The following is a 12,510-nucleotide window of genomic DNA, read 5'->3' on the forward strand; positions in this document are numbered from 1 at the left end:
GCCCCGGCCGCGGCCCCGGCTGCGGCCCGGGGCCCTGCACGGGGGACCGCCCCGGCTGAGTGGGCGCCGCGTGTGCGGGCGCGGGGTGCGCGGGCGGTGGCGCGTACGCTGCCGGCCGGCCGGTGAGCGTGGCGACCACGTCGTCGGCGGTGGGCCGCCGCGCGGGATCCTTCGACAGGCACGCGGCGACGAGGTCGCGCAGCGGCGGCACGAGCGCGCTGAGGTCGGGCTCGATGTTCAGGATCCGGGTGATCACCGTTGGGATCGAGTCGGCGCCGAACGCCGGCGTCCCGGTCGCCGCGAACACCATGGTGACGCCCCAGGCGAAGACGTCGGCGGCCCCGGTCGCCTCGCCGCCCGAGAGCAGCTCGGGCGCGAGGTACGACGGCGTCCCCATGGTGGCGCCGGTCGCGGTCGCCTGCGGCGAGTCCAGCGCCCGGGCCACGCCGAAGTCGATCACGACCGGGCCCTCGGGCCCCATCAGGACGTTGGCCGGCTTGAAGTCGCGGTGGGTGATCCCGGCCCGGTGGATGGCGGCCAGGGCGGTCGCCGTGCTGATGGCGAGGCGTTCGAGCGCGGCCCCCTGGCGCGGCCCCTCCTTGTCCACGAGCTGCCGGAGCGACGGCCCCGGGACGTACTCGCTGACGATGTAGGGCTGGTTCCCGGCGAGGTCGGCGTGCAGGACGGGCGCCGTGCAGAAACGCGCGACCCGCTGGGCCAGCGCGACCTCGCGCAGGAACCGGTGCCGCGCCTCGGGATCCCCCGCGAAGCGGGTGTGCAGCAGCTTGACCGCCACCTGCTCGCCGGCCGGGCCCCGGCCGAGGTAGACGATCCCCTGGCCGCCCTCTCCCAACCGATCCACGAGCTCGTACGGCCCCAGCCTCTCCGGATCACCTTCCCCCAGCGGCATGTTTGACCCCGTTTTCCCGAATTAGCGTGACAGGAGAGGAAAACGCTACCAGTGATGGAAAAGCGGCGCGCTTTTTGTGCTTTAGATGGCCTTGCCGGGGTTGAGGATGTTCAACGGGTCGAAGACCCGCTTGATCCCGTGCTGGATCTCGGTGGTCACCGGGCCCGACTCCAGTGCGAGCCAGCGGCGCTTGAGCAGGCCGACGCCGTGCTCGCCGGTCAGCGTGCCACCCAGCGCGAGGGCCTTGCGGAACACCTCGTCGGCCGCGGCCCACACCTGTGGCGGGGGCTCTTCCAATCCGCGCTCGAAGACGAACACCGGGTGCAGATTGCCGTCGCCCGCGTGCGCCACCGTCGCGATCATCACGTCGTGCCGGGCCGCCGCCGCCTCCACCGCCGAGATCATCTCCGGCAGCGCCGACCTCGGCACGCACACGTCCTCGACCAGGCACTGCCCGAGGCGCTCCTTGGCCTGGTAGGCGAGCCGCCGCACCCCGACCAGCTCCGCCGCCTCCTCGGGCGAGCCGGACAGGGCGGTGAAGGACGCGCCGTTGGCGTCGCACAACTCGGCCATCCGGGCGGCGGCCCGCTGGCTGTCGGAGGCGTCGGACTGCGCGATCAGCATCGCCTGGGTGCCGGCGTCCAGGCCGATGTTCTTCCAGTCGTCGATCGCCTTGAGGGTGGTGCGGTCCATCAGTTCGAGCAGCGACGGCTGGCACCCGGCCGCGATGATCGCCGAGACGGCCGCCGCCGCGTCCCGCAGCGAGGAGAACTCCGCCGCGACCGTGGCCACCTCGGCCGGGGCCCGCCGCAGCCGCACGGTCGCCTTCGTGATGACCCCGAGCGTCCCCTCCGACCCGACGAACAGCCCGGTCAGGTCGTAACCGGTGACGCCCTTCATCGTGCGGCGGCCCGTCTCCAGCACCCGCCCGTCGGCGAGCACCACCTCCAGGCCGAGCGTGGAGTCCCGCGTCACGCCGTACTTCACGCAGCGCAGCCCGCCCGCGTTCGTCGCGAGGTTCCCGCCGATCGTCGAGATCTCGTACGACGACGGGTCCGGCGCGTACATCAGGCCGTGCTCGCGGGCCGCGCGGTCCAGGTCGGCGGTGATCACGCCGGGCTCGACGACCGCGACCTCGTCGTCGGGCGACAGTTCGAGGATCGACGTCATCCGATGCAGCGACAGGACGACGCTCCCGTCCATCGCCGTGGCCGCGCCCGCCAGGCCCGTGCCCGCCCCGCGCGGTACGACCGGCACCCGGTGCTCGGTGGCCCACCGCATCGTGGTCACCACGTCGTCCCGCGACTGGGCGAGCACCACGCCCAGCGCCTTTCCCGGCCGCAGAAAGGTCCGGTCCCTGGCGTACGACTCGGTGACATCGGGATCGGTGAGCACCCGACCCACGGGAAGCGCGGCGATGAGCTCTTTCACAAATGGGACCTTACGCCGCAGCGTGCCCAGCTGATGCGAAACCGCAGATGAGGACACCGGCGGGGCGGCCACGGGCGGCGCGTGCGGCGTCCGCGCAGGTGGGGCGGCGCCTAATTCGCAAAGATCACGGTTCTACAAAATTCCCTGTCACCTCTTTACCGTCCCTTTACTCGCTCTTTATCTTCCGCTTGCGGCTCCCGAGGCGGCCCTGCCGCGGGACCCCCAGGCCAGGCGCGCGCTCATCCCGGCGCGCCTCGTGACGCGTCCGGCGAACCCGGGCAGGAAAGGGATCTTGTTGTCCAGGAGACTCAGGCGTCTCGCCGCAGTGGTGCCCGCACTCGGGCTCGCCGCCGCGGGACTCGCCACCTCAGGCGCGGCCGCTCCCCAGGCCAATTACCAGCCTTCGGCGGCGGACCACTACATCAACTACGCGGCGCCGCGCGTGCAGAGCGACGTCACCGACACCCCCGAAAAGGTCCCCTCGAAGGGCGCCCAGCGCACGGCGGCGCTCGCGAAGGAGATCGACCGCAAGTACGCCAGCGGCAACCCCGTCGCCGCGCGCGAGCTGGCCAAGAACGAGCAGCGCGCGATCAGGACCGGTCAGAACCCCTTCGACTTCCTCTACAAGAAGTCGAAGACCACCAAGACCGCGAAGCTGCTCACCCTGCTCATCGAGTTCAACGACCAGGCGAACGACGACTTCTCCGGCTTCTCGCACCCCAAGACGATCGACGACGTCAACGACTGCGTGACCGAGCCGCCGGGCACGAAGATCAACGGTCCGCTGCACAACAACATCCCCAACCCGGCCAACGCCGCCGGGGGTGGCAAGGACAACAACTCGATGTGGGTGTCGGACTTCAACAACGCCCACTACAACAAGATGCTCTACTCCTCCGAGGGCATCACCACCCGCGTCCGCCCCGACCTCACCGACCCCCGGGACGGCAAGAAGGGCATCGACATCTCCGGCTCCACCATGAAGAACATGTACGAGGAGCTGTCGAAGGGCGCGTACACCGTCTCCGGCGAAGCGGTCGGCTGGATCAAGGTCCCGCACTCCGAGGCGTGGTACGGCGCCGGCAAGTGCGGCTCGGCCATGCAGGACACGTCCGGCCACCCGGACAACCCGCGCGGCGCCGCCCAGCTCCCGATCGACGCGGTGAACGCTCTCGCGGCGCAGAACCCGAACTTCCCGTGGGCCGACTACGACAGGGAAGACGTCTCCGACGCGGACGGCGACGGCAACTACGACGAGCCGGACGGCGTGATCGACCACCTGGTCCTGATCCACGCCGGTGAGGACAAGTCCGGCGGCGGCGGTGCCGAGGGCACCTTCGCCATCTGGGCGCACTCCAGCGACGTGACCGGCGGCTACACCGTCCCCGGCACCAACGTCAAGATCTCCAACTACATCGTGCAGCCCGAGAACTCCGGCGTCGGCGTCTTCGCGCACGAGTACGGCCACGACCTCGGCCTGCCGGACCTCTACGACTCCACCGGCGGCGGCAACTCGGACGTGGACTTCTGGGACCTCATGGCCAGCGGTTCCCACTCCGGACCGATCTTCCAGTCGCTGCCCACGCACATGGGCCTGTGGGACAAGTGGGTGCTCGGCTGGGCGAACCCCAAGGTCCTCAACCCCGGTGACGGCACCAAGGCGCTGACCGTCGGCCAGAGCTCGCGTACCCCGAAGGGCACCGAGGACGGCGTGCGGATCAACCTGCCGGACAAGCACATCGTCATGACCACCCCGCACAGCGGCTCCAAGGTCTGGTGGTCCAACAGCGACCAGAACTGGGGCGACTCGAAGCTGACCAGGACGGTCGACGTCCCGGCCGGCGCCGACGAGAAGTTCTGGTGGTGGAGCGACTACAGCATCGAGGAGGACTGGGACTTCGGGTTCGTCGAGGTCTCCGCGGACGGCGGCGCCACCTGGGCCGAGCAGAAGGTCTACAAGGAGGACGGCTCCCTCGCCAGCACGGACGACGGCTACACCGACCCCAACGGCCGCCTGCGCGACTACGGCAACAAGAAGTACGGGATCACCGGTGACACCGACGGCTGGACCCACCTGTACGCCGACCTGACGCCGTTCGCGGGCAAGTCCGTCCAGGTCCGCTTCCGCTACGCCACGGACGCGGCGGGCGTCAACACCGGCTGGTTCCTCGACGACTTCTCGCTCACCAACGGCGGCACGTCCGTCTGGAGCGACGACGTCGAGAACGGCGCCAACGGCTGGACCGCCGCCACCGGCACCTTCACCAACACCAGCGGCGCCGGCTGGGTGACCCACACCGGCGAGCTGCAGTCGGCGCAGTACTACCTCGCCGAGTGGCGCAACTTCGACGGCTTCGACAAGGGCCTCCAGTACACCTACGACACGACCTGGCAGCGCGACGGCGCCTGGAAGGTCGAGAAGCTCAAGTACAACGCGCCCGGCCTGCTGGTCTGGTACCGCGACACCTCGCGGGCCGCCAACAACGTGGCCGACAACACCTTCGACCTGCCCTCGGTGGGTCCGAAGGGTCAGCTCCTCCTCGTCGACTCGCACTTCGAGCCGCTGCGCCGTACGGGCGAGGCGGCGACCAAGGACCCGTCGACGCTGAAGAACCTCCCGTCCCGCCCGCAGTCCTCCAACGCGTCGTTCAACTTCGTCGGCACGTACCCGTTCAAGGAGTGCATCGAGGGCGAGCCGTTCAAGGAGTACTGCACCTCGTTCGCCAAGCAGGACGCCGTGAAGACCTTCACCGACGCCAAGGGCTGGTACCCCGGCTTCGAGGCCCGCGGCGGCCAGCTCTACTACCGGTACCGTGACGGCTCCATGGTGGTCCCGTCCAAGGACAACCAGCAGTACACCACCCGGGTCGTCCACCAAGACGGCACCCCGGCGACCGAGCTGTACGGCGCCGACGTCGGCGGCGCGATCCTCGGCACCGGCAACCCCGGGGACGAGAACAAGCAGCTCGGCGTGCAGATCAAGCTCCTCGCGCCGCTGCCGCTCAACCTCGGCGTGGTCCTGCAGGTCACGACGCCCAAGAAGTAACAAGCAGTAACCGAAACCCGGTAAACGGACGGTCGGGCCCGGCGGCGCACAGCAGCCGCCGGGCCCGCCTACCATGTGATCATGCGGAGCAAAGCGGACCATACGGCCGCGATCCATGCGCATCGCCGCGTCGCCGTCGTCGTGAACACCCGGTCGCGACGGGGACGGCGCCACTACCCCGAGGTCATGCGGCTCCTCCGTGCCGGCCGGTTCGACCTGGTCGGCGTCCACCAGGTCACCGACCCCACCCGGCTCAGGGCGACCGTCGAGCGGGCCCTCGACGCCGCGCCCGACCTGCTCGTCGTGGGCGGCGGCGACGGCACCCTGAGCAGCTCGATCAAGCACATCGCGCACCGCGACGTCGCCCTCGGGGTCCTGCCGCTCGGCACCACCAACAACTTCGCGCGCAGCCTCGGCCTGCCGCTCGACCTCGCCCGCGCCGTACGCGTCTTCTCCGAGGGCAAGGTCGCCGACATCGACCTCGGCCTCTGCGGAGACCGACCCTTCGCCAACCTCGCCAGCTTCGGCGTGTCCGTCGAGGTCGCCGGGACCGTGCGCCCGTGGGTCAAGCGGGTCCTCGGCCGCGCCGCCTACCCGCTGACCGCGATCCGGCTGCTGCCCCGCCACCAGCCGTTCCGGGCGTACATCACCGTGGACGGCAGGCGGCACGAGGTGCTCACCCACCAGCTCAACATCGCCAACGGCCGCTTCCACGGCGGCTGGCAGATCGCCAGGGACATCAGCATCGACAACCGGAGGCTCGTCGCGTACCAGCTCGGCTCCGGCAAACGGCTCAGGCTGCTCGCCGAGACCCTCGTGCGGGCCACCACCGGCCGCTGGCGGAGCCTCGCCGGCGGTCCCTTCGTCTCAGGGACCGAGATGCTGCTGGAGACCGACCCGCCGATGGCCGCCGACGTCGACGGCGAGGTACGGCTGCGCACCCCGCTCGTGATCAGGACGATCCCGAACGGCGTGCGCGTCATGGTGCCCCAGGGCTTCACCGACACCTGAGAGGTCAGTCCCGCTCGGCGGAGCCCTCCGCGATCACGCGGTACGCGGGCCGCAGCAGGTCGAGCAGCGGGATGTGCCGCGCCTTGACCGGCGGCGGGTCGAGGGCGCGCAGCAGCAGGTCCGGGGGAGAGGCGGGCAGGTCGCCGCGGTCGCGCAGCCGGGCCGGCGATACCGGCGTCTCGTAGAAGTCCGCCATCCGCTCGGCGAACGGCACGTCCGGCACGTCGAGGAGACCCGGCCGGGACGGCTCCTCGCCGCCGCCCGTCCCCGCCAGAGCCGTGTCGCGCAGCGCGTCCAGCAGGCGGTCCCTGGCCATGCCCCGCCAGGCCAGCACCAGGAACGGGTCGTCGTCGAACGACTCCGCCAGCACGTAGAGCACCGCCGACAGGTGCTTGCAGGGGAACCCCCAGTCGGGGCACGAGCAGGACATCTCCAGCCCGGCCTCGTCCGGGAAGAGCGGCAGGCCGACCGAGCGGAAGACCTGCTCGATCTCGGGCGGCATCTCCCCGGCGAGCAGCGCGGCGCGGTGCAGCGCCTGCCCCGCCAGCGCCTCGACCACGTCCCGCCACCGGTCCGCGTCGTACGCCTCGACCTCGACGACGACCCGGTACGGCGTGGGCCGCGACCCCTGGACCCGGGACCGCACCCGGCCCGGCGCGACCTCCAGGTCGAGCACCTGACCGGACCGCGCGTACGAGCGGCCTCGGGAGAGCCGGCCGCTGTCGCAGATCGTCTCCAGGATGTCGATGAACCGGCGCGACCACCACCGCTCGCCGATCGAGCCGCGCCGGCTGCGCACCCGCAGGCCGCCCTCGACCTTGATCGGGCGGGAGGGCTCGAACCAGCCGCCGTGCGACCCGCCCTCGGACTTCCTTCGGATCACTGCACGGCCTCCGATCCGAGCCGGAACAGCTCGCGCAGCCGGTCCGTGGACAGCTCGGCGATCCAGTCCTCGCCGGCGCCCACGACCCGCTCGGCCAGCGCCGTCTTGCGCTCGATCATCTCGTCGATCCGCTCCTCCAGGGTGCCCACGCAGATGAACTTCCTGACCTGCACGTTCCGCGTCTGGCCGATGCGGAAGGCGCGGTCGGTGGCCTGGTTCTCCACGGCCGGGTTCCACCACCGGTCCACGTGGATCACGTGGTTGGCGGCGGTGAGGTTCAGGCCGGTGCCGGCCGCCTTGAGCGACAGCAGGAACAGCATCGGCTCGTCGTCGTTCTGGAACCGCTCCACCAGCGCGTCCCGGCGGCTCTTCGGCAGACCGCCGTGCAGCCACAGGACCGGCCGGTCGAGGTGGGCGGCCAGGTAGGGCTGCAGCAGGGCGCCGAACTCGGCGTACTGCGTGAAGACCAGGGCCTTGTCGCCCTCGGCGACGATCTCCTCGGCCAGCTCCTCCAGCCGGGCCAGCTTCCCCGACCGGCCGGGCAGCCGCGAGCCGTCCTTCAGCAGGTGCGCCGGATGGTTGCAGACCTGCTTGAGCTTGGTCATCGTGGCCAGCACGTTGCCGTGCCGCTCGATGCCCTCGCTGCCCTCGATGCGCGCCATCATGTCCTCGACGACCGCCTGGTACAGCGTGGCCTGCTCGGGCGTGAGGGTGCACCAGACCTTCATCTCCATCTTCTCCGGCAGGTCGGAGATGATGGTCTTGTCGGTCTTGAGGCGGCGCAGCACGAACGGCCCGGTCGCCCGGCGCAGCGCGGCGGTCGCCGCCTCGTCGCCGTCGCGTTCGATGGGCTCCTGGTAGCGGGTGCGGAACTCCCTCGCCGCGCCGAGCAGGCCGGGGTTGCAGAACTCCATGATCGACCAGAGCTCGGCCAGGTGGTTCTCCACCGGCGTGCCCGTCAGCGCCAGCCGGGTCCGCGCGGGCAGGGCGCGCACCGCCCGCGCCTGCCGGGCCGCGCTGTTCTTGATCGCCTGCGCTTCGTCGCAGACCACGCGGCCCCAGTCGAACCCGGCCAGGGACTCCTGGTCCCGCAGGGCGGTGCCGTACGTGGTGAGCACGACGTCGGCCCGGCCCACCCGCTCGGCCAGCTCGTCCCCGCGCTCCCGGCCGGCGCCGTGGTGCAGGTAGACGTCCAGCGACGGCGCGAACCGCGCCGCCTCCTTCTGCCAGTTGCCGAGCAGCGACATCGGGCAGACCAGCAGCGTCGGAGCCGGCCGCGCGCCCGACTCCCGCTCGCTCAGCAGCAGCGACAGCGTCTGGGCGGTCTTGCCCAGACCCATGTCGTCGGCGAGGACACCGCCGAGACCGATCGCGGACATGAACGACAGCCAGGCCAGCCCGCGCTCCTGGTACGGGCGCAGCGCGCCCTGGAAGGCCGCCGGGGTCGCCACCGGGCGCAGCCGGCGGTCGGCCTCGCCGGACAGCAGGTCGCCGAGCGGGCCGTCCGCGTCCACCGCGACCAGCGGCAGCTCGTCATCGCCGCCCTGGGCCACCTCCCGGAGCACCTCGTGGACGGTCGCCTCGCCGTTCCGGCGGCGCTCGACCGCGCGCAGCGCGGCCCGCAGCTGACGGTCGTCCAACTCGACCCAGCGCCCCCGCACGCGTACCAGCGGGACCTTGAGCCGGGCCAGCTCGGCCAGTTCCTCCTCGCTGATCGTCTCGTCGCCGATCGCGAGCTCGGCGCGGAAGTCCACGAGCTGCTCCATGCCGAAGCCCTGTCCGGCGACGGCTCCGGGACCGGACGGCCGCGTCCGCGCGGTGAGCTTCAGCCCGAGCCGGGTGCGGCCCGCCCAGGCGGGGAGCTGCACCCCGAACCCGGCCGCCTGCAGCAGCGGCGCGGCGTGCCGGAGGAACGCGTACGCCCCGGCCGTGTCGAGGGCCAGGCCGTCCGGGCGCGGGCCGCGCAGCGCCTCGTCCACCTTCGGATACAGCCGTACGGCCCGGCCGAGCCCGGCGAGCAGCGTCTCGTCCGGACGGCCGGGGAACCCCGGCGCGCGCGCCCCCGCCCAGATGTCGTGGGCGGTCAGATAGAGGCTGGGGTCCTCGGCGGACTGGAGAGCGAACTCCAGCCGCCACACGCCGTCGTCCGTGGCGGCCGCGGGCCGCCCGCCGTACGCGGCGACCACATCCGCGGGCACGATCGCGGCCGTGTCGAGGTCCGGGTCGAGGTCCGGGTCGAGGTCGGGCTCGGGCTCGGTCAGCCGGAAGCAGACCCGGACCGGCCCGTCGAGGTGGTGCGCGGCGGCGAACCAGTCCAGCAGCGGCGCGGCCAGCTTCTCCGCCGCGGCGGGCGTCACGCCGGGCAGCGCCGCCGCCTCCCCGGTGAGCGCCACCGTCCAGCGGTCGGCCAGCGGGCTGCGCGGGCCCGGACGGTGGCCGCGCAGCAGCCGGTCCGGCAGCGACCGCCGCACGACAGCGTCGGTGAGGCAGGCCAACGCCTCGATCAGCACGTGGGCCGAGGGACGCTCCCCGTCCACGGCCCGGCAGACGGGCGGCATCGCGGCGGCCAGCTCGCGGAACCGCGCGGCGTACGGGCCGGTCAGCACGGGGCGCCAGCGCGCCGCGTAACCGCCGTCCTCGCCGACGATCTGGGGGAGCACCCGGCCGCGCACGGCGAGATCGGCGGCGTATCCGGCGACCGCGGCGAGGTAGCGCAGCGAGGCGCCGGGGACCGGGACCCGCGACGTCGAGCCCACCGGCTCGGAGGCCCCGCCGGCGTCGTCGCCCGCCTCGCCGGGGGCCGGCGCCTCGCCCGGCTCGTACGCCGCGGCCGGGAGGTGGGTCAGCGCGTCCACCCGCTCAAGCAGGGTGAGCGCCTCACCCGCCGGGACCCGTAGCGCGGGCACCCGCCACAGCGCCATGGACGGGCGGCGCGCGGTGGTCGTGAGACCGGACTCCGGGGACGGCAGCGGGCCGCGCGCCGAGCCGGGCAGCAGCAGGACCAGGTCGGCGGCGACCGCCTTGGCCGCCGCGGCGCCGGAGACCTCCCCCCACAGCGACAGGTCGCCGGCGACGGCCGCCGCGGGAGCGGCGAACGGATGCGGGCGGATCCTGGCTCGTGACGTGGTGGCCGGGCCGCCGCTCGCGTCCTCGGCCCAGAGCGCCAGATCGCCGCCGCACCAGGCGCCGTGGATCACCAGCACGTGGTAACTCCCTTCCGAACACGGCAACGCTAACAGCGGGCGCCGGGTGGATGAGCCCGGCCGCCGGGAGACTTCAGATCGCCCGTCCGCCCGCGACCACCGAGCAACGGAAGAGCCCCCGGAAGGGTTCCGGGGGCTCGGGGAGGGACGCCGCCCGGCGGCGGATCCGAGAGTTTCGTCATTTCGGCGAAACTTTCGGAAACGGCCGCGCGGAAGGTCGTCCTGGATGTCCGCGCGTCAGGAGGCGGCGCAGGTGACGGAGGACGGCGTGCCGTTGGCGCCCGACCAGTCACCGGTGAAGCCGAACGTGGTCGAGCCGTTCGGCGTGACCGTGCCGTTGTAGCTCACGTTCTTCACGGTGACGTTCGCTCCGGACTGGCTCAGCGTGCCGTTCCAGAGCTGGGTGATCTTCTGGCCGTTGGGGAACGCCCAGCTCACGGTCCAGCCGCCCATCGACGACGAGCCGGTGTTCGTGACCGTGACCTCGGCCTGGAAGCCGGTGTTCCACTCGTTCACCTTGCGGTACGTCGCCGAGCAGGACCTGCCGGGCGGCGGCGAGGAGGTCGGGCTCGACGAGGGGCTGGAACTCGGGCTCGCCGACGGGCTGGGGCTGGAGGTGCCCCCGCCGAGCGCGCCGCTCACCCCCGTGTACGCGGGCTTGGCGTTGTAGGAGTCGTCGAACAGCAGCGGAGCGCCGTACCCCGGGAACACGTCCGGCACCCAGGAGTACTTGTCGGTGACCCCCCAGACGGTGATGCCGACGCAGCGTGCGACGTTCAGGCACGCCTTGGTCAGCGCGGCGTAGTTGGCGCTCTGGGTCGCCAGCTTGGACGAGTCGGCCGGGGTCTGCATCCGGACGTCCACCTCGGTCAGCGCCACGTCCACGCCGAGGTCGGCGAAGCGCTGCAGGTTGGCCTGCAGGTCCGAGGGGACCTGGCCGAGGATGAGGTGCGTCTGGAGGCCGACGCCGTCGATGGGGACGCCCTGCTGCTTGAAGGCCTTGACCATGTTGTACACGGCCGTGCTCTTCGCGTTGATCCCCTCGATGTTGTAGTCGTTGTAGTACAGCTTGGCGGTCGGGTCGGCCGCCCGCGCCGCCTGGAAGGCGGTGGCGATGTAGCTGTCGCCGATCGTCGTCTGGAAGACCGACTGGCGGCGGGTCCCATCGTCGTTGAACGCCTCGTTGACCACGTCCCAGGCGTACAGCTTGCCCTTGTAGTGGCCGGCGACGTTGCTGATGTGGTTCTGCATGACCGAGGTCAGCGTGGCCGCGTTGAAGCCGCCGTTGCTCACCCAGGACGGGAGCTGGCTGTGCCAGACCAGGGTGTGCCCGCGCACGCTCTGGCCGTGGCCCTGGGCGTGGCTGACGATGGCGTCGCCGCCGGTGTAGTTGAAGGAGCCGCGCGACGGCTCCGTGGCGTCCCACTTCATCTCGTTCTCGGGCGTGACCGAGTTGAACTCCCGGTCGGCGACCGTCGCGTACGCCGACTCGCCGAGGTGGTTGTTGGCCAGGGCGGTGCCGAAGTACCTGCCCTGGGCCGCGGCGAGCTGACCGAGGCCGCTGGCCGCGGAGGCCGGGGTGGTCACCGCGGCGACGACGGCCGCGGCGGCCAGGGTGGTGGCGGCCAGGGCCGTGGCGGCGAGACGCGCCCGTGTCCTGGCCGGCGCGCGGGAAGCGCTTTCCAACATGGGATGTGTCACCTCTTCTGTCCTTTCGGGGGGTGGCCCGGAGGCGGACGCCGCCGGGGAGGATGCCCGCCTCCTCTGGGTCGTGTCTGACTGCTATGGGCAGCATTTGTCAGGCACTCTCGGGGGCCGAGGTTCAGGGAAGGCGGGCGGTCAAGGGGGCGGCGCGCGGGTTACGCGGGGGTGCAGGTGATCGGCGCCGGGTCGCCGTTGGCGCCGGACCAGTCGCCGGTGAAGCCGAACGTGGTCGAAGCGTTGGGGGTGAGGCCGCCGTTGTAGCTCACGTTCTTGACGGTGACGTTCGCCCCGGACTGGCCGAGGGTGCCGTTCCAGAGCTGGG

The 12,510-nt window shown here is 71.9% G+C and carries 8 protein-coding genes; 2 read left to right on the forward strand and 6 right to left on the reverse strand.

Translation table 11 applies throughout. The features are described 5' to 3' along the window. Positions 1-910 (reverse strand): serine/threonine-protein kinase (locus tag AWQ68_RS25750; protein WP_157545709.1); only part of this gene is annotated, 910 nt, incomplete at its 3' end. A gap of 81 nt (positions 911-991) precedes the next feature. After that, a complete protein-coding gene (locus tag AWQ68_RS25755; RefSeq protein WP_066944575.1) occupies positions 992-2,341 on the reverse strand; it encodes an FAD-binding oxidoreductase in 1,350 nt (449 codons plus the stop codon). 295 nt (positions 2,342-2,636) lie between these two features. Between AWQ68_RS25755 and AWQ68_RS25760 the strand changes: the two genes are divergently transcribed. Next, on the forward strand, positions 2,637-5,387 hold the full coding sequence (locus AWQ68_RS25760; RefSeq protein WP_066944577.1) for an immune inhibitor A domain-containing protein: 2,751 nt from the start codon (positions 2,637-2,639) through the stop codon (positions 5,385-5,387). An 81-nt stretch (positions 5,388-5,468) separates the two neighbouring features. After that, entirely contained in the window at positions 5,469-6,398 is a 930-nt protein-coding gene (locus AWQ68_RS45805; RefSeq protein ID WP_066944578.1) for a diacylglycerol/lipid kinase family protein, read from the forward strand. A 4-nt stretch (positions 6,399-6,402) separates the two neighbouring features. Here the strand turns inward: AWQ68_RS45805 and AWQ68_RS25770 are convergent, their stop codons facing one another. From AWQ68_RS25770 to AWQ68_RS43690, 4 genes are all read right to left on the reverse strand, one after another. Beyond that, complete coding sequence (locus AWQ68_RS25770) at positions 6,403-7,281, reverse strand: SWIM zinc finger family protein (RefSeq protein ID WP_245656085.1); 879 nt, start codon at positions 7,279-7,281, stop codon at positions 6,403-6,405. Then, positions 7,278-10,484, reverse strand: a complete 3,207-nt coding sequence (locus AWQ68_RS25775) for a DEAD/DEAH box helicase (RefSeq protein WP_066944579.1) — start codon at positions 10,482-10,484, stop codon at positions 7,278-7,280. Before AWQ68_RS25775 ends, AWQ68_RS25770 begins: the two co-directional genes overlap by 4 nt. A 237-nt stretch (positions 10,485-10,721) precedes the next feature. Further along, on the reverse strand, positions 10,722-12,173 hold the full coding sequence (locus AWQ68_RS25780) for a glycoside hydrolase family 10 protein (RefSeq protein ID WP_066944581.1): 1,452 nt from the start codon (positions 12,171-12,173) through the stop codon (positions 10,722-10,724). A 170-nt stretch (positions 12,174-12,343) separates the two neighbouring features. Beyond that, positions 12,344-12,510: cellulose binding domain-containing protein (locus AWQ68_RS43690; protein ID WP_174554144.1), on the reverse strand; the 167-nt coding region annotated here is incomplete at its 5' end.

It is taken from the genome of Microtetraspora fusca (assembly GCF_001570365.1).
GTDB lineage: Bacteria > Actinomycetota > Actinomycetes > Streptosporangiales > Streptosporangiaceae > Microtetraspora > Microtetraspora fusca.

Coding starts and splice junctions, on each gene's coding strand:
- AWQ68_RS45805 (WP_066944578.1), top strand. CDS start 5,469: ATGCGGAGCAAAGCGGACCATACGGCCGCGATCCATGCGCATCGCCGC.
- AWQ68_RS25780 (WP_066944581.1), bottom strand. CDS start 12,173: ATGTTGGAAAGCGCTTCCCGCGCGCCGGCCAGGACACGGGCGCGTCTC.